This is a genomic window from Sandarakinorhabdus sp. DWP1-3-1 (assembly GCF_049896705.1).
GTDB lineage: Bacteria > Pseudomonadota > Alphaproteobacteria > Sphingomonadales > Sphingomonadaceae > Sandarakinorhabdus.
In genome coordinates this window covers 565079-584581 of the sequence record NZ_JAFCUV010000002.1, presented here as the reverse complement: position 1 = coordinate 584581, position 19503 = coordinate 565079, and the positions used below count along the sequence as shown (strand labels likewise).

Sequence of the window (19503 nt, the reverse complement as noted above, 5' to 3'; positions counted from 1 at the left end):
GCGGCCAAATGCCGCGACGCTTCGGCGATTGGCAATTCCTCGGCTTCGGCCCCATGTTACGGCGGTGAGTGTTTCCGCATCCCCCGACTGGCTGGTCCCGCACCCGGAGGGCATCTACATCGCCCCCGCCGATGTCTGGATCGACCCGTCGACGCCGAAGCCCGCGGCGCTGGTCACCCATGGCCACGCAGACCATGCTCGCGCCGGCCATGGCAAGGTGCTGGCGACGCGCGAGACGCTGGCGATCATGGACGTGCGCTATGGCGAACAGGTCGGTGGCCAGGGGCTGGCCTATGGCGAGACGCTGCGGCTGGGCGATGTGTCGGTGCGCTTCGTCCCCGCCGGCCATGTGCTCGGCTCGGCGCAGATCGTCCTCGAACACAAGGGCCAGCGCATCGTCGTGTCGGGCGATTACAAGCGCCGCCCCGACCCGACCTGCGCGGGGTTCGAGCCGGTGCCCTGCGATGTCTTCGTCACCGAGGCAACCTTCGGCCTGCCGGTGTTCCGCCATCCACCGACGCGCGGGGAAACCGACAAGGTGCTGACGACGCTCGCTGCCAATCCCGATCGCTCGGTGCTGGTCGGCGCCTATGCGCTAGGCAAGGCGCAGCGGGTGATCGCCGAGCTGCGTGGCGCGGGGCATGATGCGCCGATCTACATCCACGGCGCATTGCAGCGCCTGTGCGACCTGTACACCGCGTTCGGTGTCGAACTGGGTGAACTGCGCCCGGCGACGGGATTGAAAGCCGCGGAGATGAAGGGCGCGGTGATCATGGCGCCGCCATCCGCGCTCGCCGATCGCTGGTCGCGGCGGCTGCCGGATCCGATCACGGCGATGGCATCGGGCTGGATGCGTGTCCGCCAGCGTGCCGTACAGCGCGGTGTCGAGCTGCCGCTGATCATTTCCGACCATGCCGACTGGGACGAACTGACCGATACCATCACCGAACTTCGCCCCGGCGAGGTGTGGGTGACCCATGGCCGCGAGGAGGCGCTGGTCCACTGGTGCAGCCTGCGCCAGGTCAAGGCCCGCGCACTCGACCTGGTGGGCCGGGAGGACGACGACGATTAGGTGGCGACCATCTGGAAATCGTTGCAGATTTCTCGGGGCGACGCCGGCGTGACCGTCGCCCAGGCCGTTTTGAACCATTCGGACTTGTAGCGCTGCTTGACCGGCCCGGCGCTGTCCCGCAGGCCCAGCCGCAGCAGGGTCAGGTACAGACCCTGGTCGGCGCGGTCGGGTTCGCGGGTCGCCCAGCGTGCGAGCAGCATCGGGCCGGCAACGGCCGCCGCCGGCACACCCATGCGGCACAGCCCGACGGTGATCTCCCAGACGCGGCGCTTGCGCATCAGTCCGTCCATCAGCACCGGCAGCGCCGGCGGCCCCAGGTCACCGATGCGGCTGTACAGATGGCCGCTGTCCTCGAGCCAATGCTGCTCGCGTTGCCATTCGCGCTTTTCCGCCAGTCGCGCCTGGGTGGCGCGCGGGTAAAGCGCGAGGATGCGCGGGCCATGGGCAACAAACGCGCTGTCCGGCAAGGCCGCGACGATCTCCGCCAACATCCGGCCGGCGCTGGTTTGGCTCGTCCCGGCCGCAACGGCGCTTTCCAGGGCATCCATCAGGCGCGGTGCCAGCGGTACCAGATGTTCTGGCCGCGCGCGCAACAGGGCGAAATCATTGCCGTTCAACCCCATGCTCTGCGGGTCGGCGATCAACCGGTCGAGGTCGGCAACGGCAACCGCGATGCCGCGCGCCTCGGCCGCGGCGACGAGATCGGCGACAAAGGCGGGGTCGCTGCCGACGCGATCGGCGGGCGCCACCGGCCGCAACCCCAGCGCCGACGCCAACGCCACCGGATCGCCGCGGTGCCTCGATCCGGCGTCGTTGAGAGGCACGAAGCCGGTTCGGTGAAAGCCCGCGTCACAATCCCAGCTCGGACCGCCGGAATTGAGGAAACACCCGATGATCGGCATCGGAAACCGTGCCAGTGGCGAGGCCGATCCGCCCCGCAGGACATGGCGCCGTCCGTCGGGCGTGGTGACGGTTGTCGTCGTCAGTCGCAACGGCATCCCGGCCTTCGTCGTCTTCGTCTGTTCAACCTGCACCGTGACGGCCGGCAACCGCGGCTGTTCGGGCTGCTGCACCATGCAGAACCGCCGTTCCAGCTTGCGGTCGGCATAGCCTCCGCCGCCCGATTCATCGTGGAACCAGGTGGTGAAGATGCCCGCGTGGATCATGCCGGGGCCGCTGTTGAGCGCCCGGCACGCATGGTTGGCGACCAGGCGATTTGACCGCCAGGCCCGGGCGCCGCGCTTGCTGTCATAGCCGTAGACGACGGGCAGGCCATAATTCTGCACGTGCCAGCCATCGGCGACATCATGGGCTTCGGCCGACCCCTTGATGCCGACCAACGCCTGGCCTTGCGGGTCGAACGGTACCTTCACCGGCGCGTTGTTGGCAGCGACATCGGCGCGAAGCGCCACGATCGTCGCCTGGTCGCGCGCCGCAAAGACCGCATAGCCGCCGAACCAGGCCACGGGCAGCAGCAGGTACCCGCGTGACACGCGGCCCAGGATGGCCTCGACCCCGGTCCCGACAAAACCGGCATTGACCAGCGCCACCGACCAGAACGGTGCCCCCACGAACATCAGGAAGATGCCGGTCCACGGCAACGCCTGCAGCAGGAACAACAGCCCGGTGGCGGCAAAGAACAGGAAAGACTTCGGCATCTGCCCCCCGGCATGCGTGCAGCAGCATCGCCGCCTTGCCTGCCAAAGGAAAGCGATTTTGCCGCCTGGCGCAGGGACGGCGACGCCATCGCCGCCCCCGGCCATCAGCGGTTGTCGAACTGCGCGCGCACCGCCCGCAATCCGGCTGGCGAAATGCGATACGGCTGGCCGCCTTTCGACGCCACCAGTCCACGCCGGCGCAGACGCGCCAGCACCGCCAGGTTGAAATCGGCCAGCGCATGGCCTTCGCGCGTGAAGCAGGTGGCAGCGATAATGCGATCGCCGTCGCGGTCGTGGCGGATGGCGCCGCCCTGCGCCAGCGCGTGCAGCACGCGCTGTTCGTTCCGTGAAATATTCATGGGATGCTCGTTGCAAAAGGTCGCGATCGGCCCGGATCGCGACCCCCACGGGATCGGCAACCATCAGGCGCCCGGCAACGTCTCGCGGATCACCGCAGACGTTCAGCGACCGGCGACAAGCTCAAGCATCGACGCTCCATCCCGCACATCGGGAGGCGGGGAAAATACCGCGCACGCCGGCCCCGCGTCAACGGGGCGGCTGGCTTTGACCTGCGACCGCTCTCCCGCCATTACTCCGATGATGTTCCGCACGCTCCGCCCGCTGCTCTTCGCGCTCGATCCAGAGCGGGCCCATAACCTGACGATTGCTGCGCTGCGCACCGGCCTGATGCCGATGGTGCCCGTTGATGACCCGATCCTGCGTACGACGGTGGCGGGGCTGGCGCTGCCCAATCCCGTCGGGTTGGCCGCGGGATTCGACAAGGACGTGATGGTTCCCGATGCCATGCTGCGGCTGGGGTTCGGCTTTGTGGAATGTGGCTCGGTGACGCCGCGGCCGCAGGCCGGTAATCCCCGGCCGCGCTTGTTCAGGCTCGCCGAAGACGCGGCGGTCATCAACCGCATGGGGTTCAACAACCTGGGTCTCGAACATGCTGCTGTCCGGTTGAAGGCGCGCGCCGGGCGGCCCGGCATCGTCGGCATCAATCTGGGCGCCAACAAGGACAGTGACGACCGCACAGCGGACTATGTGGTCGGCATGCGGGCGGCGGCAGCTCTGGCCAGCTATGTCACGGTCAACATCTCGTCGCCGAATACGCCAGGATTGCGGGCGCTGCAGGATGGTGCGGCGCTGGACGACCTGATCGCGCGCGTCGTCGAGGCGCGGGGCAACATCGCGGTGCCGATCTTCGTCAAGGTGGCCCCGGATCTGGCGAAAGACGATTTTACAACGATTGCCCGCGCAGCATTGGACGGCGGCATCGATGGGTTGATCGTGTCGAACACGACCGTCGCGCGGCCCATGTTGCGCAGCAAGTTCGGTGGCGAAGCCGGTGGGCTGTCGGGAGCGCCGCTGGCACCGCTGGCATCAGCGACATTGCAGCAGTTCACCGCGGCAACCGGCGGCGCGTTGCCGCTGATCGCCGCCGGCGGCATCGGGTCGGGGGCCGACGCCTATGCCCGCATCCGGGCCGGCGCGAGCGCGGTGCAGCTGTATTCGGCATTGGTCTATGGGGGGCCCGGCCTCGTCCAGCGTATCAAGACCGAACTCGCGGCGCTGTTGCGGCGCGACGGCTTCGCCAGTGTCGGCGAGGCCGTGGGTGGCTGATATCGGGCCATTGACCGCCGCCGAAATCCCGGCGGCAGCGGCACTGTGGCAGGCGGTCGGCCTGACGCGGCCGTGGAACGACCCGACCGCCGATGCCCGGCGGGCGCTGGCGGCGCCGTCGGCGACGATATTGGCGGCGCGGATCGACGGCGTCCTGGTCGGCACGGTGATGACCGGGCACGATGGCCATCGCGGCTGGGTCTATTATCTCGCCGTCGCCGACACGCATCGCGGCGCCGGCATCGGCCGGCGGATGATGGCGGCGGCCGAAGCCTGGTGCGCCGGCCAGGGCGCGCCGCGTTTGAACCTGATGGTGCGTGCCGGCAATGCCGCGGTGATCGCATTCTATGAACGCATCGGTTACCGCGGTTCCGATGTCGTCGTCCTGCAAAAGGACCTGCCCGGGGGATGACCGCCCGATGACGTTGCACTTGTCACCACGGCTTTCGCCCGCCAATGTTTCGGGCACATGAAAACCGCCCTCCTCGCCGCCGCCATCGCCCTTGCCGTTCCTGCCGCCGCCCGCGAGGTGGCGCCCGACACGGCGATGGTGTCCGCCGCCGACCCGCGCGGCGCGGCCGCGGGTGTCGCCATGTTGAAGCAGGGCGGCAACGCCATGGACGCCATCGCCGCGACGCTGCTGGCGCTGAGCGTCGTGGAGCCGCAGTCGTCGGGGATCGGCGGCGGCGGGTTGCTCGTCTACCACCCGGTCGGGGCCAAGGCGCCGACGACCTTCGATGGCCGCGAGAAGGCGCCGGCCGCGGCGACACCGAACCTGTTCATGGAGGGCGCCAAGCCGCAGAACCGGCGCGAGGCGGTGCCCGGCGGCAAGAGTGTCGGCGTGCCCGGCAACATCGCGATGCTCGCACTCGCCCATGCCCGCCACGGCAAGCTGCCCTGGGCGACGCTTTTCCAGCCCGCGATCACCCTTGCCCGCGGCGGCTACGACATCACGCCGCGCCTGGCCCGCGCCATCGCCGGCGGCAGCGAGACGCTGGGCCGCACGCCCGCGGCCGCCACGTTGTTCCTCAATGCCGACGGCACGCCCAAGGCGGCCGGCACCCGCATCGTCAACGAGCCGCTGGCGCGCGTGCTGGAGGCCGTGGCCAAGGGCGGACCGCGGCAGTTTTACACCGGTGAGATCGCCGCCGGCATCGTGGACACCGTGCGCGGCGCGCCGACCAACCCGTCGTCGATGACGATCGCCGACGTTGCCGCCTATGAAGCCAAGCAGCGCCCGCCGGTATGCGCGCCCTATCGCGCCTGGCGCATCTGCACGATGGGCCCGCCATCGGCCGGCGGCATCGCCGTCATCGGCATCGTCAAGCAGCTCGAAGGCTTCGATCTTGCCAGGCTGGGGCCGAAGAGCGTCACCTCATGGCATCTGTTCGGCGAATCGGAACGGCTCGCCTTTGCCGATCGTGCGGCCTATGGCGGCGACAGCGATTTCGTCAAAGTGCCGGTCGCGGGGCTGGTTGCCAGCGACTATCTGAAGGCCCGCGGCGCGCTGATCCGCGCCGACGCGACGATGGCCAAGGTCGAGGCCGGACAGCCCGCCGGCGCCGAGCGGCGCACCGCCGCGCCCGGCGGCGAGATCCCGTCGACCACCCATTTCGCCGCGGTCGACAAGGCCGGCAACGTCGCCTCGCTGACCGCGACGGTGGAGGGCGCCTTCGGCAGCTCGCTGGTCGCCGGCGGCTTCGTCCTCAACAATGAATTGACCGATTTCAGCTTCGAACCCGCGCTCAATGGCGCGCCCGTCGCCAATCGCGTCCAGGGCGGCAAGCGGCCGCGTTCGTCGATGTCGCCGACGATCGTCTATGATCGCAGCGGTCGGCCGGTGCTCGCCATCGGCGCCGCCGGCGGCATGACCATCCCGGCGCAGGTGGCGAAAGCCATCATCGGCGTGCTCGACTGGAAATTGTCGGTGCAGGATGCGATTGCGCTGCCGCTGCTCTATGCGTCGGACGACCTGCTGATCGCCGAAAAATCACCCCAGGGCGAGCCGCTGCAGGCCATGCTGCCGGCGCTGGAAAAGCTCGGGCATCGTACCGGCAGCTATCCCTTGCCGCTGAAGGCCAATGGCATCGAACGCGTCGCCGGCGGCTGGCGCGGCGGCGCCGATCCGCGTAGCGAAGGCGTCGCAATCGGCTATTGAGAGTCCCGCCATGAGTTTGCCGACACTGCCGCCGCTGAGCCCTGCAAAAATGGCCGCGCGCATCGACGCCTGGCCGAATCTGGTCACCATGTTCCTCGATCGCGCCGACGAACATGGCGAGCGCCCGATGCTGTCGCGAAAGCGTGACGGCGCTTGGGTGGCGCAAAGCTGGGCGGAATGTCGCGACATCGTCGCCAGCCTGTCGGCAGCGCTGATCGACCTCGGCATCAAGAAGGGCGACCGCGTCGTGCTGGTTAGCGAGAACCGCCCCGAATGGTGCATCGCCGATCTCGCCATCATGGCCGCCGGCGCCATTACCGTGCCGGCCTATACGACGAACACCGAGGCCGACCATGCCCATATCATCGGCAATTCGGGTGCCCGCGCCGTCATCGTGTCGGGCCCCAAGCTTGCCGCCAACCTGTTGCCCGCCGTCGCCGCCAGCGATCATTGCCGCATCGTCATCGGCATCGACCATCTGAAGGGTGCGCAGCGCGGCGAGCTGGCCATTCATCAATGGGACGCGCTGGTCGATGCCCGCGCCGACGACATACTGACCGACCGCGCCGGCGTCCGCGCCCGGGCGACGATGCAGCGCCACGATCTCGCCTGCATCATCTACACCAGCGGCACCGGTGGGGCGCCGCGCGGTGTCCGCCAGCATCATGGCGCCATCATGCGCAATATCGCCGGCGCCAACACCGTCATCGAGCAGGATTTCTTCCCCGGCGAACCTGTGGGCGAACTGTTCCTGAGCTTCCTGCCGCTGTCGCACGCCTATGAACACACCGCCGGCCAGTACATGCCGATCGGCATGGGCGGGCAGATCGCCTATGCGGAAGGGCTCGAGAAGCTCGCCGCCAACATCGAGGAGGTGCGGCCGACCTTCATGGTGGTGGTGCCGCGGCTGTTCGAGGTGCTGCGCACGCGTATCGCCAAGCAGATCGAGAAACAGGGCGGCATCGCCGTGACCCTGCTCAACCAGGCGCTGCGGCTGGCGCGCAAGGAAGCGCGCGGCCAGAGCCTCAACATCGCCGAGAGGCTGCTTGATGCGGCGCTGGAGCGGACCATCCGCAAGTCGATCCGCGCCAAATTCGGCGGCCGGTTGAAGGGCATGGTGGCCGGCGGCGCACCGCTGAACCCCGAGGTCGGCATCTTCTTCGCCGCCATCGGCATCGCCATCCTGCAGGGCTACGGCCAGACCGAGGCCGGCCCGGTGATTTCGTGCAACCGGCCGCGGGCGCGGCTGAAGATGCACACCGTCGGGCCGCCGTTGACCGGCGTCGAGGTCAGGATCGCCGCCGACGGCGAGATTCTGGTGCGCGGCGAACTCGTCATGGACGGCTATTGGAAGAACGACGCCGAAAGTCACCGCGTGCTGCAGGACGGCTGGCTGCACACCGGCGACATCGGCCATTTCGACAAGGACGGCCATCTGGTCATCACCGATCGGAAAAAGGACATCATCATCAACGACAAGGGCGACAATGTCGCGCCCCAGCGGGTCGAGGGCATGCTGACCCTGCAGGACGAGATTTCGCAGGCGATGGTCTATGGCGACAAGCGGCCGTACCTCGTCGGCGTCGTGGTGCCCGAGACCGAATGGGCGATGTGCTGGGCCCGCGACAAGGGCATGCCGACCGACCTGCACAAGCTGGCGAAGGAACCCGAATTCCACCGCGCCGTGATGGCTGCGGTCGACCGCGTCAATGCGCGGCTGTCGGTGGTGGAAAAGGTGCGCCGGGTCGTGATCGCCGACGAGGCCTTTACCACCGAAAATCAGCAGATGACTCCGTCGCTGAAGATCCGCCGTCATGTGCTGAAGCAGGTCTATGGTCCCCGGCTGGACAAACTGTACGCGGCATGAGGATCGCCAGTTTCAACATCAACGGCACCAATGCGCGGCTGCCGCGGCTGCTCGAATGGCTGGCCGAGATGCAGCCCGATGTCGCCTGCCTGCAGGAGATCAAGACGGTCAGCGAGAATTTTCCCGTCGATGTGCTGCGCGACGCCGGCTACCATTGCCTTGTCCATGGCCAGAAGGGTTTCAACGGCGTTGCCATCCTCAGCCGCGAACCGGCGCTGGAGGTGCAGCGCGGGCTGCCCGGCGACGATGGCGACGAACAGGCGCGGTACCTGGAGGCGGAAGTCTGCGGCATCCGAGTCGCCAGCATCTATTTGCCCAACGGCAACCCGCAGCCCGGCCCCAAGTTCGATTACAAGCTGGCCTGGATGGCGCGGCTGCAGGCGCATGCGGCGATGCTGCTCGAAACCGGCGTCCCGACCGTGCTGGCCGGTGACTACAACGTCGTGCCCCATGACGACGACATCTGGTCGCCGGTGGCGCTGTCGGGCGACGCGTTGATGCAGCCCGAAAGTCGCGCCGCCTATCGGCAACTGCTGTGGCAGGGCTGGACCGACGCGCTGCGCAGCGTTCACCCGCGCGGCGGCATCTGGACGTTCTGGGACTATCAGGCCGGCGCCTGGCCGCGCGATCACGGGTTCCGGATCGATCACTTGCTGCTGTCGCCGGCGCTTGCCGATCGCCTGCTCGAGGCGGGTGTCGACAAGGCGGCGCGCGGGGCGGAAAAGGCGAGCGACCATGCGCCGACCTGGGTGGTGCTGCGGGACTGAGCACCAGCCTCTCCCGCTTGCGGGAGACGAGACTACAGCGCTTTCTCGTACACCCGGTAAGTGCGCGTCACCTTGGCTTCGATCGCGTCGGCGATGGAGCGCATCGGGCCGTTGTCATCGAGGATCCAGCCGATCTCGCCTGCGACGGCGCCATAGTTGAGCACCGCCTCGCGGCGGATGTATTCGATCATCTGGAACGCCATCAGCGAGGCGACGCGGTGGCCCTGAAGCGATTTGCGGATGCCCATCAGCGGCACCCGGATGCGCTGGACCTGGGGCTTGCGCAGCCGCCACAGCAGCCTGGCCCAACCGAACGGGAACAGGCGGCCGCCGAGATCGCGGGTCAGCTCGTTGATGTCGGGCAGCGCGATCATGAAGCCGACGGGAACGCCTTCATATTCGGCGATGCGGATCAGGTCCTCGAACACGATGGGCTTCAGCTTCTTGCCGACAAAGGCGATTTCGGCCGGGGTCAGCGGCACGAAGCCCCAGTTCGTCGCCCAGGCATCGTTGAGAATATCGAGGATCAGCGCCGCTTCCTCGGCAAAGCGCGACTTGTCGACCTTGCGCGTCACCAGCTTCGAATTGCGCTCGCTGGCGGCGACGATGCGCTGGACGATTTCGGGGAATGGCTTGGTGATCGACACCTGCCAGGTGTGCATGTCCTTGATGCCGGCATAGCCGCGGGCGAGGATGAGTTTCTGGTAATAGGCCAGATGGTGACCCATCATCACCGTCGGCGGGCGGTCGAAGCCTTCCACCAGCAGCCCGGGTTCGTCCCAGATCGACAGGCTGAACGGCCCTTGCGCGCGCGTCATCCCTTCGCCGCGCAGCCAGGTTTCGGCGGTGTCGATGAGCAGGTCGGCAACGGCCTGGTCGTCGATGCACTCGAACATGCCCCAATGGCCGGTGCCGGGGCCCATGTGCTGCAGCACCAGCTGGTCGACCTGCGCCGAGATGCGGCCGACGACGGCGCCGTCGCGCTCGACCAGCCATAGTTTCGCCCGGCCGTGCTCGAACCAGGGATTGCCCTTGATGCCGCCGATCAGCGCCGCTGCCTCGTTGCGCAACGGCGGCACGAAACTGCGATCGTCGGCGTAAAGGCTGTACGGCAGCTCGATGAAGCGCGCGCGATCGGCGGCGGTTTCCACCGCGACCAGTTTCAGCCCCCCGGCCCCTGTGGAATGCGTCATGGCGACGGCGCTTAAGTCCGCATTGCGGCCAATTTGGGACCGGATCACTCCTCCGTACGGATGAGGACGGCCTCGCCGATCAGCAGGAACAGGAGGAACGGCGCCCAGGCCGCCATCAGCGGCGGCACCGTGCCGAAATTGCCCATCGCCAGCATGAAATTGTCGGCGACGAAAAACGCGAAGCCGAGGAACATGCCGATGACGGCACGGACGAACAGCCGGCCGGAGCGCGCCAGGCCGAAGGCGGCGACGGCGCCGAGCAGCGGCATCAGTATCGTCGACAACGGCCCGGAGATCTTGTGCCAGGCGGCGACGAGCAGGTTGTCGACGGGCTTGCCGGCGGCGCGTTGCTCCGCGATCTGCGGCCACAGGTCCCAAAGCGGGATCCAGGCCGGATTGATCGACGTCGTGGTGAACTGGCGCGGCACCACCGGGGTGGCGAAATGCAGCGCCGGCGAGGGCGTCAGCGTGCCGCGCGCCACGTCGAAGACGCGCGCCGCGGTCAGGTTCCACCCGTCGCCGTCGGGCCGCGCCGTATCGGCCATGACGACGCGGACCAGCTTGTTGTCTTCCCGGTCGTAGATGGTGACGCCGCGCAGCAGCGTTGCGGGTCCGACGCCGGTCACGGTCAGCGCCCGGAACAGGTCGTCGCCGCCGCGCACCCAGCTTTCGGCGATGGGCTTTTTCTGCAGCGCCACCTTCCTGTAGCCATTGTCCTGCCAGGTCTTCAGCGTCTGTGTGGCGCGCGTCGTGACGCGTTCGTTGAATACGAAGTTGCCGACCGCGATGACGAAGGCCGCGGCGAACAGCGGCGCCAGGATCTGGTGGGCCGAGATGCCGGCGGCCTTGAAGATCACCACCTCGCTGTTCTGGTTGAGCGTCGCCAGCGTCACCAGCGTCGCCAGCAGCACCGAAAACGGCAGGAACAGCTGCACCAGCTGCGGGATGCGCAGCGAGACATAGGTCCAAAGCTCGCTTTCGCCATTGCCGGCCGCGGCGAGGATCTTGCCCGATTCGCCGAGCAGATCGAGCGATTCGAGAATGACGATCAGCCCGATCAGGAACGCCGCGGCGCGCACGGTGAACATCTTTGCCGTGTACCAGGCGATGGTATTGGAGGGAAAAAGCTTCATCCGGCGGACAACGCATCGTCGCGCCAGTTGTCGCGCCGCACCAGCCGGGCGGCGAGGCCCGACAGCGCCGCGCCGATCTTGCCGAACCAGCGGTCGAGCGCGCCGATCGGCTGGCCGCCGGGAACATAGGCGAGGCTGCGGTAAAGCCACAGCGACAGCGCGATGAATCCGAGGAACGGCACCCATTGCGCCAGCACCGGATCGATGCGGCCGAGGCTGCCCATGCGTTCGCCATATTCGGTCAGCTTGTGAAAGGTGACGAGCGCGATCAGGGCGATGAACACGCCGAGCGCCGAAGTCGAGCGCTTGGGCGGCACGCCGAGCGCCACCGACAGGAACGGCAGCACGAACATGACGAGGCACTGCACCAGCCGGCGGTTGAAGGTGGCGCTGGCGTCACGCCGCGCCTCCGGCGTGGCGTCGCTGCCGAAGATCGTCGCCGCCAGCTCGGGCAGCGTCTTTTCAAGATTGCCTTGCCCACGTTTGCGGAAATTGGAGATCGCCGGCAGGTTGACCGGCAGGTCGTGCTGTTCGAACGACAGTACCCGCGGCACGCCGCCTTCCTTGGGCGTGTGGACCAGCGTGCCGTTCTTCAGCCGCAACAGGATGACATCGGGATCGTCGGTCGACAGGAAGGTGCCCTGTGCGGCCGTCACCGCGACGCTCTGCCCGTCCTTGTCCTGGGCACGCACGAACAGCCCGCGCAGGTCGGCACCCTGTTTCTTGCTCTCCTCCACGCGCAGGGTCATGCCCTTGCCGAGGCTGGCGAATTCGCCGACCTTGACCGAGGCGCCGAGCGCACCCGACCTCAGCTCGAACTGCAGATTCTCATAGGCATAGCGCGACACCGGCTGCAGGAAACCGACGATGCCGAAGTTGACCAGTGCAAAGAAGGTGGCGAACAGGAACGGCACCCTGAGCAGTCGATTGTAGCTGATGCCGACGGCGCGCAAGGCATCGAGTTCCGACGACAGCGCGAGTTTCCGGAATGCCATCAATATGCCCATCATCACGCCGATCGGGATGCCGAGCGACAGATATTCGGGCAGCAGATTGCCGAGCATGCGCCAGACGACGCTGACCGGGCCGCCCTCCGTCATCACGAAGTCGAACAGCCGCAGCATCCGGTCAAGCAGCAGCAGCATCGCGGCGATGACCAGCGACGCGAACAGCGGCACGATGATCAACCGGGCCAGATAACGATCGAAACGGGTAAGCGCGAACAAGGTGGTGCCGGGTCCAATCCCTTGATGTCGACACTGCCGCGCCCAATTTTCGCCGCAAGCCGCCACCATGTTGCCAACCACCGGAAGGGTTGGCGACCACCCGGCGACGAACGTCGTACCCCTATAGCTCGGTGAAACTGCAAGGTCATGGCAAATTCTTTCAAGGCTGCGGCAGGCGCCGTCGGCCTGATCCTGATGATGGCGGCAGCAAGCCCGGCAGCGGCGCAGGGCCCGGTCGTGCTCGGCGGCGACGCGGCCGATTGCCGCCCCGGCGCCGCGGGCACATCGGCACTGGTGACCGTGCATGGGTTCAAGAACCGCGACGGCCGGCTGCGCATCCAGAACTACACCGGCACCAAGGGCGAGTACCTTGAAAGCGGCAAGTATCTGCGCCGCCAGGAGATCGCCATGACGGCGGACGGCGACATGACCGTGTGTCTCGCCCTGCCCGGCCCCGGCCGCTATGTCATCGTCGCGCTGCACGACACCAACAGTGACGGCAAGCTGTCGGTCTGGTCCGACGGCATCGGATTTTCGAACAACCCCAAGCTGGGCCTTGCCAAGCCACCCGCCGACAAGACGCTGTTCACGGCGACCCCCGGGGTCAATAATGTCCGGATCGTGATGAATTACCTGCGCGGCCTGTCGGTGAGCCCGCTGAAGGGCGTCAGCTAGGGTCCGTACTCAACAGGAATGGGCGTCGTGATGGTCCGGAGAGGCAAAATGGCTAGGCGGACGACCGCTGGCGGGGCTTCGCTCCCCGGCAAGGTTGTCCAACGACGCCATTTCGCCTCTCCGGACCACGCGAAGCGCGATACCCATTCCTGTTGAGTACGGACCCTAGGCGCCGGCGCGGGCGACGGCAGCGGGTTCGACGCGGGTCCAACGCGCCAGCGCCGCCAGTGCCGCCGGCACTGCGCCGAGCCCGGCGACCAGGGCAAAGCGCCCGGCGCGACTGGTGGCGAAGCGCTGCAGGTTGGTGGCGAGGCGGACCTGGCGGCCCACATCGGCGCGCAGCGCCTGCTGGAACACCGGCGCTGGCGCACCATCGGCGACCATGTCGGCCGCCAGCCGGCCGCCGTGCAGCGCCATCGCCATGCCGTCGCCGCAGAAGCTGGGGATCACCGCAGCCTGGTCGCCGAGCCGGTAGAGGTCGTCGCCGGGTCGCGCCAGATAACCATAGGGCACGTTGGCGATGGTCAGCGGCCTGGCAAGCAGCGGCTCCACATCGGCGAGCGGTGCCAGCCCGGGTTCGCGCAGCAGCGCCGCGAACAGCGCCGGCCAGCTGCCGCCGAGAACGCCGAAGCGTGTCCGATCGACCAGCAGGCACAGGTTGAGCCGGTCGCCCTCGACGCATTGCAGCCCGGCATAGCCGCCATCGAAGGCGGTGATTTCGACAGCGCCGGCGAGCGCGGCGCGCAGGCGGGGCAGGGCGCGGAAGAACTGCTTGAACCCGATGAGGCCCTGTATGGTGCCGGCGGGATCGCGGGGTTCGCCGCGCAGGTCGTGCTTGCCGGTGGCGAGCAGCAGCGGGCCGGCATCGGTGGTGCCGTCCGCCGTCACGGCGCGGCCGCCGGCGATGTGGCGGACAGCGGTGTCGCGCCGCACCTCCGCCCCTGCCGCCGCAGCATGGTCGAGCAGCGCCGCGTCGAGGCTGCGCCGGGTGACGCCGGTGGCGACAAAGGGCAGCCTTGCCTCGGCCGTGCGGTGCCCGGCGTGGATGCGGACGCGGTCGATGCGGGCGCCGCCGAGGCGCGCCACATCGAAACCGAGCGCGGACAGGTGCCGCCCGGCCTCGACCGAGAGGAATTCCCCGCAGATCTTGTCGTGGGCGCCGGCTTCGCGTTCGAGCAGCAGCGGCGCGCGGCCGCGCTGGGCGAGGCGCACCGCCGCGGCGCCGCCGGCGAGGCCCCCGCCGATGATGACGGGGCGGGTCATTTGCGGCGCCCGACGCCCCAGCGGAATGGCAGATGCCAGCGGATATCCGCGTCCGGCACGCCGGCCGCCGCCAGCAGCCGATCCCAATCGGCGCGCACGAAGGCCCGCCGCACCGACAGCGCGCCGTCGTGGCGGACGATCGGGTGCCAGCGCAGCAGCGTCGCCAGCAGGCGGAAACCGGCCCAGGCGACGGGGTGGCGGTGGAGATCGTTGATGAACCAGCCGCGCCGTGCCGTGGCGTTCATCCAGCCGATGAAGCCGACCAGCTCGGCATCGTGCATATGGTGCGCCACCAGCGACGACACGATGAAATCGGGCGCCAGCCCAAGCGCCGCGGCGTCGCCGGTCAGGTAGCGTATGCCCAGCGCCGGATCGGTGGCCGCCGTTGCCACCGGGGCGCTGCGCGGGTTGAGATCGACGCCGGTCAAAGTCGCCACCTTGCCGTGCCGCCGCGCCCAATGCGCGATGGCGCGCAGCATGTCGCCATGGCCGAAACCGACGTCGACGAGGCTGAAACCGTCCATGTCGCGCGTCGCCCGCGCCAGCCAGGCCAGCGTCGGCGGCCGTGCCATGGTGACAGTGTTGACCCGCGCCAGGTCGGCGATCAGCGCCGCATAAGTGGCGGCGTCGAGGTCGGCGCCGTCCATCAGTTCGTCGGCGTCGGCGCGCCGGCTGAGATCCACCCTGTCCGCCAGCGCCAGATTCGCCATCAGACGGTCGTGAAGCGGAAGCTCTCCGCCGCCAGCCCGGGGCCGAACGCCACGGCGAAGCCCTTGGAGGCGCGATCGACCGAGGTGCCGACCTGGCCCATGATGCGATTGAGCACGAACATCAGCGTCGCCGACGACATGTTGCCGAATTCGCGCAGCACCCCGCGCGACCAGTGCAGCGCCTCGGGCGCCAGGTCGAAGCCGGTTTCGACGGCATCGAGGATGGTGCGGCCGCCGGCGTGGACCGCCCACAGGTCGTAATCGCTGGTGCGGGTGCCGCGCAGCAGGCCTTCGCCGTCGTTGCGCTCCGTCTCGAACTTCAGCGCACGCTGGATGCGCCCCGGCACTTCGCCCGACAGGTGCATGTCGAAGCCCTGGTCGCCGACCCGCCAGGTGATGGCTTCGGCCGAATCATCGATGGTGGTAGCGCGAAAGTCGTTGAGCGCCAGGCCGGTTTCGTCGGCGGTGACCAGCGCCGCCGAGCAGCCGTCGCCGAACAGCAGCATCGACAGCAGCCGTTCGAGGTCGCCGGTTTCCTGGAAATGCAGCGTGCACAGCTCCAGATTGACGACCAGCACGCGCGCCGCGGGGTCGGAGCGGACGAAATGATGCGCCAGCCGCAGCGAATTGACCGCGGCATAGCAGCCCATGAAGCCCACCACCGTCCGCTCGACGCCGGGATTGAGGCCGGCAGCCTTGACGATGAGCTGGTCGATGCCCGGCGCGACGAAGCCGGTGCACGAGGCGACGACAAGATGGGTGATGCGCTCGCGCTCGCCATCGAGATCGAGCGCGTCGAGCGCCGCATTGGCGAGCACGGGCGCCGATTTTTCGAAGCGGGCCATGCGGGCGCCGGTCGAGGGAAATGCCCCCTTGGCATAGAAACCGTCGGTGTCGGCGAGGAAGCGATTGGGGTTGGCGAGCGGTTCGAAATAGGAAAAGCGGTGCTCGATGCCGGCGCGACCGACCATGCGCTTGAAGATGAGGGCGTTGCGGCGATCGTCGATCATGTCGCCGACGAAGCGCACGAACGCATCATGGACGTCGTTGGGCGGGACGGCGGTGCCGATGCGGTTGATGTGTGCGGTTACCAAAATTCATCTCCCGACCCCGGGGATTGCCTGCCTTGTCGGGGGACAAGTTGCAAGGCGACGCGGGGTCGCTGCTATAGCTACGTGATGACCGATCGATTCAGCGACGTTCCCGGCCTGTCAGTCGGTCACGCGCATGACCCCGTCATCAACACCGGGGTCACCGTTATCGTTCCGGATGCGCCCGTGGTGATGGCGGTCGATGTCCGCGGCGGCGGCCCCGGAACGCGCGAAACCGATGCGCTGGACCCGTCGACGCTGGTCGAGCGGGTGCATGGCCTGGTGCTGTCGGGCGGATCGGTGTTCGGGCTGGCGGCGGCGGACGAGCTGGTGCTGGGCCTGTCGGCGGCGGGCGTGGGGCTGCATATCGGCGCCGGGCTGCCGGCGGTGCCGGTGGTGCCGGCGGCGATCCTGTTCGACCTCGCCAATGGCGGCGACAAGGCGTGGGGCGCGGCGCCGCCGTATCGCCGGCTGGCGCGCGCGGCGCTGGCGGCGCTGGGCGACGACGCGTGCGGGCGTGTGGGGGCCGGCCATGGCGCGCGCGCCGGCAGCCGGGCGGGCGGGATCGGCAGCGTGTCGGCGATGCTGCCCGGCGGGCATCGCACCGGCGCGCTGATCGCCTGCAACAGCTTTGGCGAGGTCTATGAGGGCGCGCCGCCCGACGGGCCGGTGCCGATGCCGAAGCGGGCGAGCGCCGACAATGTCCGCCGCAACACCACCATCGGGGTGATCGCCACCGACGCACCGCTGACCCGGGCACAGGCGCGGCGGGTGGCGATGATGGCGCAGGATGGCCTGGCGCGCTGCATCCGACCGATCCACACGCCATTCGATGGCGATTGCCTGTTCGTGCTGTCGACGGCCGCCAAGACCGGCGCCGGCAGCGACCCGGTGGCATTGACGGAAATCGGGACGCTGGCGGCGGACCTGGTGGTGCGGGCGGTGCGGCGGGCGGTGTTCGGCTAGAGCCGTTCGCCCTGCAACTGCGCGATTCGCGACCGCAACGCCTGCGTCCGCGCCGCCAGCGCCTCGGCACCCGCCTTGCCGGCAAGGTCGTCCTCGATGGCATCGAGGGCACGTTCCTGGGCGCCGAGCGGCACATAGAGGAGCTCCAGCCGGCTGCGTTCGACCTCGGCATCGCTGGCGGCGTTCGAATCGGGGCGCGTGCCGGCGGCGCGGGCGATGGCGGCTTCAGTGGCGCGGCGCTGCGCCGGCAGCGCGTCGGCGACCGCGGCGACGGCCTTTTCGACCGAATCGAGCCGCGCCGGCACGTCGGCGGGGACCGGCGGCAGCACGATCGGCGCCGGTTCGGGGCTTTCCGTGAACACATCCTGCCCACAGCCGGCGCAGGCGCCGAGCGGCGTGCGCGGCACCATCGGCGAGATTTCGCCGGCGCGCGGTGCCAGCGACGGCCATTTGCCGCTGTTCATCCCCCCGCATCCGGCGAGCACGACACACAGCAAAATCGGGAAAAAACGCATGGCAAGGGTGCTATCGCGCACGGCAACCCCACGCAAGCAGTTGCCAAGCCCGGCGGGGTCGCTTAAGAGCCGCGCCTCTACGCACCCGTAGCTCAGCTGGATAGAGCATCAGACTACGAATCTGAGGGTCGGACGTTCGAATCGTTCCGGGTGCACCATTTCCTTCATCACTTGCTGCCATTCCCAGGCGTCCCCGGCGTTGCTACGCTGGGGTGACGGGGGCCGTGTCGTGGGGAAAAGCTTCAACATCAGTGCGGCCATGCGGCCGGCATACGGGCGCGCGCCGGACCTGATCGGGTCGCTGCGCGGCGTGCCGCGGTGGTGGCGGCTGGCGGCGCTGATGGTGCTGGCCGGGCTGGCGCTGTTTGCGGTCGACCGGTGGCGTGACAGACCTGTGCCTTCAGCGGCCGCCGCGGCGCCGGCCGATGATCCGCGCGACTATGCGGCGGCCCTGGTGGCGGCCGACCGGGCGGTGGCGCGGGCGCCGAATCGACCTGCATTGGCCGGCGCGCTGCTGCGCCGGGCGCGGCTGACGGGGTCGTTCGACGACCTGGCGCGGGCCGATGCAGTGGCGGCGACGCTGGCTGGCGGCGGCACGGCGCTGCGGCAGGCGGCACTGGCGGTGGCGCGGGGTGACTTCGCGGCGCCCGGCACCGCCACGGGGCAGCAGGCGCGGGCAACGACGGCCCTGCAGCACGGCGCGGTGGCGCTGGGGGCGGGACACTGGCCCCAGGCCGCATCATATTTCGCCGAAGCCGAGCAGGTTTTCCCCGGCTGGTGGCTGGTGGCGGCCCACCGGGCGCAAATGCTGGCGCTGCAGGGCGACCTGGAGGGGGCCAACCGGGCCTATCGTGCCATCATCGGGCGCACCGCCACGGCCGATCCGGTGGTGATGGATGCGCTGGCGGCGCTGTGTTTCGAGCGCGGCGACCTGCCCGATGGCCGGTTGTGGGCGGCGCAGGCGGCGGCGGTGTGGGAACGGCGGCTGCTCACATGGCCCGCGGCGAGCCTGGCCCGGGCCGCCGAACACGAGCTGGCGGTGGGCGATCCGGTGCGGGCGCTCGACCTGGCGCGGCGCAACCTGGCGGCATGGCCCGGCCGTGATGCGCAACTGCTGCTGGCAAGGGCGCAGCTTGCCGATGGCAAGGCTGCCGAGGCGGTGGCGACGATCGCGGCGCTTGAGGCCGGCGGCGGGCGCACGGCGGCGCAATATGTCGTGCTCGCCGATGCGCTGGCGGTGCTCGACCGCGGCGAGGAGAGCGAGGCGGCGCGGCAGGCGGCGCTGGCGATCAATCCGAAAGCGCTCGATACGCCGGCGTCGCTGCTGTGGTTCGGCGCGGATTGAGCGCGCCGGCAGCGATTTTCGGACGGTGATTTTGCCCCGATTGCCGGTCGACCCTCGTCAACGCCTGCGAAAAACGTGCGATCACCATGGCATTGCAGGCAATTTTGGCGCCACGGCCGGCGATCGCGCCACGATTTAAGCGCGTTTGTCGGTGGTTCCGGTGCGATTTCGGCGCGGTTTCGTGGTGATTCCGCGCGGAAGCAGTGGCGTCGCATGGGGTTTCGGGGGGGGGGTCGGG

The 19503-nt window shown here is 68.8% G+C and carries 18 protein-coding genes and 1 tRNA gene; 10 read left to right on the top strand and 9 right to left on the bottom strand.

Going from position 1 to position 19503, the window contains the following annotated elements; translation table 11 throughout:
• Positions 1 to 64: 64 nt before the first annotated feature.
• Positions 65 to 1072, top strand: a complete 1008-nt coding sequence (locus ACP7AI_RS12235) for a ligase-associated DNA damage response exonuclease (protein WP_426167720.1) — start codon at positions 65 to 67, stop codon at positions 1070 to 1072.
• Here ACP7AI_RS12235 and ACP7AI_RS12230 read toward each other — a convergent pair.
• Both ACP7AI_RS12230 and ACP7AI_RS12225 read right to left on the bottom strand, forming a co-directional pair.
• On the bottom strand, positions 1069 to 2730 hold the full coding sequence (locus ACP7AI_RS12230) for a hypothetical protein (RefSeq protein WP_426167718.1): 1662 nt from the start codon (positions 2728 to 2730) through the stop codon (positions 1069 to 1071). The genes ACP7AI_RS12235 and ACP7AI_RS12230 overlap by 4 nt on opposite strands.
• Before the next feature lie 104 nt (positions 2731 to 2834).
• Entirely contained in the window at positions 2835 to 3089 is a 255-nt protein-coding gene (locus ACP7AI_RS12225) for a YjhX family toxin (protein WP_426167716.1), read from the bottom strand.
• Between the two features lie 238 nt (positions 3090 to 3327).
• Here ACP7AI_RS12225 and ACP7AI_RS12220 point away from each other — a divergent pair, with 238 nt between their 5' ends.
• The 5 genes from ACP7AI_RS12220 to xth are packed head-to-tail and all read left to right on the top strand — an operon-like array spanning position 3328 to position 9148.
• A complete protein-coding gene (locus ACP7AI_RS12220) occupies positions 3328 to 4356 on the top strand; it encodes a quinone-dependent dihydroorotate dehydrogenase (RefSeq protein WP_426167714.1) in 1029 nt (342 codons plus the stop codon).
• A 10-nt stretch (positions 4357 to 4366) separates the two neighbouring features.
• Positions 4367 to 4768, top strand: a complete 402-nt coding sequence (locus ACP7AI_RS12215) for a GNAT family acetyltransferase (RefSeq protein ID WP_426167712.1) — start codon at positions 4367 to 4369, stop codon at positions 4766 to 4768.
• 57 nt (positions 4769 to 4825) lie between these two features.
• Positions 4826 to 6514, top strand: a complete 1689-nt coding sequence (ggt, locus tag ACP7AI_RS12210) for a gamma-glutamyltransferase (protein WP_426167710.1) — start codon at positions 4826 to 4828, stop codon at positions 6512 to 6514.
• A 10-nt stretch (positions 6515 to 6524) separates the two neighbouring features.
• Positions 6525 to 8381: an AMP-dependent synthetase/ligase gene (locus tag ACP7AI_RS12205; RefSeq protein ID WP_426167708.1), complete on the top strand. Its 1857-nt coding sequence runs from the start codon at positions 6525 to 6527 to the stop codon at positions 8379 to 8381.
• Complete coding sequence (gene xth / locus ACP7AI_RS12200; RefSeq protein WP_426167706.1) at positions 8378 to 9148, top strand: exodeoxyribonuclease III; 771 nt, start codon at positions 8378 to 8380, stop codon at positions 9146 to 9148. Before ACP7AI_RS12205 ends, xth begins: the two co-directional genes overlap by 4 nt.
• Positions 9149 to 9180: 32 nt before the next feature.
• Here xth and ACP7AI_RS12195 read toward each other — a convergent pair whose 3' ends face one another.
• From ACP7AI_RS12195 to lptF, 3 genes are read right to left on the bottom strand one after another with little or no spacing between them, the layout of a single operon-like run.
• A complete protein-coding gene (locus ACP7AI_RS12195) occupies positions 9181 to 10341 on the bottom strand; it encodes an N-acetyltransferase (RefSeq protein ID WP_426167704.1) in 1161 nt (386 codons plus the stop codon).
• A gap of 44 nt (positions 10342 to 10385) precedes the next feature.
• Positions 10386 to 11474 carry an LPS export ABC transporter permease LptG gene (gene lptG, locus ACP7AI_RS12190; protein WP_426167702.1) on the bottom strand — a complete coding sequence of 363 codons (1089 nt, stop codon included), beginning with the start codon at positions 11472 to 11474 and terminating at the stop codon, positions 10386 to 10388.
• The gene (lptF, locus tag ACP7AI_RS12185; protein WP_426167700.1) at positions 11471 to 12700 is read right to left on the bottom strand and encodes an LPS export ABC transporter permease LptF; all 1230 of its coding nucleotides are present in this window, start codon (positions 12698 to 12700) and stop codon (positions 11471 to 11473) included. Before lptF ends, lptG begins: the two co-directional genes overlap by 4 nt.
• A gap of 147 nt (positions 12701 to 12847) precedes the next feature.
• Between lptF and ACP7AI_RS12180 the strand changes: the two genes are divergently transcribed.
• Positions 12848 to 13375 carry a DUF2141 domain-containing protein gene (locus tag ACP7AI_RS12180; protein ID WP_426167698.1) on the top strand — a complete coding sequence of 176 codons (528 nt, stop codon included), beginning with the start codon at positions 12848 to 12850 and terminating at the stop codon, positions 13373 to 13375.
• A 165-nt stretch (positions 13376 to 13540) separates the two neighbouring features.
• Here the strand turns inward: ACP7AI_RS12180 and ACP7AI_RS12175 are convergent, their stop codons facing one another.
• Genes ACP7AI_RS12175 through ACP7AI_RS12165 form a run of 3 tightly spaced genes read right to left on the bottom strand, consistent with a single transcriptional unit; the run spans position 13541 to position 16445 of the window.
• Positions 13541 to 14638 (bottom strand): FAD-dependent monooxygenase, encoded by a 1098-nt coding sequence (locus ACP7AI_RS12175; RefSeq protein WP_426167696.1) that lies wholly within the window; start codon positions 14636 to 14638, stop codon positions 13541 to 13543.
• Complete coding sequence (locus ACP7AI_RS12170) at positions 14635 to 15348, bottom strand: methyltransferase domain-containing protein (protein WP_426167694.1); 714 nt, start codon at positions 15346 to 15348, stop codon at positions 14635 to 14637. Before ACP7AI_RS12170 ends, ACP7AI_RS12175 begins: the two co-directional genes overlap by 4 nt.
• The gene (locus ACP7AI_RS12165) at positions 15348 to 16445 is read right to left on the bottom strand and encodes a type III polyketide synthase (protein WP_426168340.1); all 1098 of its coding nucleotides are present in this window, start codon (positions 16443 to 16445) and stop codon (positions 15348 to 15350) included. Before ACP7AI_RS12165 ends, ACP7AI_RS12170 begins: the two co-directional genes overlap by 1 nt.
• A gap of 81 nt (positions 16446 to 16526) precedes the next feature.
• Here ACP7AI_RS12165 and ACP7AI_RS12160 point away from each other — a divergent pair, with 81 nt between their 5' ends.
• On the top strand, positions 16527 to 17405 hold the full coding sequence (locus ACP7AI_RS12160) for a P1 family peptidase (protein ID WP_426167692.1): 879 nt from the start codon (positions 16527 to 16529) through the stop codon (positions 17403 to 17405).
• On the opposite strand, the gene ACP7AI_RS12155 is transcribed toward ACP7AI_RS12160, so the two are convergent.
• Complete coding sequence (locus tag ACP7AI_RS12155; RefSeq protein WP_426167690.1) at positions 17402 to 17920, bottom strand: hypothetical protein; 519 nt, start codon at positions 17918 to 17920, stop codon at positions 17402 to 17404. The two genes, ACP7AI_RS12160 and ACP7AI_RS12155, sit on opposite strands and share 4 nt — an antisense overlap.
• Before the next feature lie 81 nt (positions 17921 to 18001).
• Between ACP7AI_RS12155 and ACP7AI_RS12150 the strand changes: the two genes are divergently transcribed.
• Together ACP7AI_RS12150 and ACP7AI_RS12145 are read left to right on the top strand one after the other, a co-directional pair.
• A tRNA-Arg gene (locus ACP7AI_RS12150) sits at positions 18002 to 18078 on the top strand.
• A gap of 101 nt (positions 18079 to 18179) precedes the next feature.
• Positions 18180 to 19265 carry a hypothetical protein gene (locus ACP7AI_RS12145; RefSeq protein WP_426167688.1) on the top strand — a complete coding sequence of 362 codons (1086 nt, stop codon included), beginning with the start codon at positions 18180 to 18182 and terminating at the stop codon, positions 19263 to 19265.
• Positions 19266 to 19503 lie beyond the last annotated feature (238 nt).

What these genes read in the sequence shown, in the direction of transcription:
- ACP7AI_RS12230 (WP_426167718.1), bottom strand. Translation starts at nt 2,730, where the DNA reads ATGCCGAAGTCTTTCCTGTTCTTTGCCGCCACCGGGCTGTTGTTCCTG.
- ACP7AI_RS12225 (WP_426167716.1), bottom strand. Translation starts at nt 3,089, where the DNA reads ATGAATATTTCACGGAACGAACAGCGCGTGCTGCACGCGCTGGCGCAG.
- ACP7AI_RS12220 (WP_426167714.1), top strand. Translation starts at nt 3,328, where the DNA reads ATGATGTTCCGCACGCTCCGCCCGCTGCTCTTCGCGCTCGATCCAGAG.
- ggt (WP_426167710.1), top strand. Translation starts at nt 4,826, where the DNA reads ATGAAAACCGCCCTCCTCGCCGCCGCCATCGCCCTTGCCGTTCCTGCC.
- ACP7AI_RS12205 (WP_426167708.1), top strand. Translation starts at nt 6,525, where the DNA reads ATGAGTTTGCCGACACTGCCGCCGCTGAGCCCTGCAAAAATGGCCGCG.
- xth (WP_426167706.1), top strand. Translation starts at nt 8,378, where the DNA reads ATGAGGATCGCCAGTTTCAACATCAACGGCACCAATGCGCGGCTGCCG.
- ACP7AI_RS12195 (WP_426167704.1), bottom strand. Translation starts at nt 10,341, where the DNA reads ATGACGCATTCCACAGGGGCCGGGGGGCTGAAACTGGTCGCGGTGGAA.
- lptG (WP_426167702.1), bottom strand. Translation starts at nt 11,474, where the DNA reads ATGAAGCTTTTTCCCTCCAATACCATCGCCTGGTACACGGCAAAGATG.
- ACP7AI_RS12180 (WP_426167698.1), top strand. Translation starts at nt 12,848, where the DNA reads ATGGCAAATTCTTTCAAGGCTGCGGCAGGCGCCGTCGGCCTGATCCTG.
- ACP7AI_RS12175 (WP_426167696.1), bottom strand. Translation starts at nt 14,638, where the DNA reads ATGACCCGCCCCGTCATCATCGGCGGGGGCCTCGCCGGCGGCGCCGCG.
- ACP7AI_RS12170 (WP_426167694.1), bottom strand. Translation starts at nt 15,348, where the DNA reads ATGGCGAATCTGGCGCTGGCGGACAGGGTGGATCTCAGCCGGCGCGCC.
- ACP7AI_RS12160 (WP_426167692.1), top strand. Translation starts at nt 16,527, where the DNA reads ATGACCGATCGATTCAGCGACGTTCCCGGCCTGTCAGTCGGTCACGCG.
- ACP7AI_RS12155 (WP_426167690.1), bottom strand. Translation starts at nt 17,920, where the DNA reads ATGCGTTTTTTCCCGATTTTGCTGTGTGTCGTGCTCGCCGGATGCGGG.
- ACP7AI_RS12145 (WP_426167688.1), top strand. Translation starts at nt 18,180, where the DNA reads ATGCGGCCGGCATACGGGCGCGCGCCGGACCTGATCGGGTCGCTGCGC.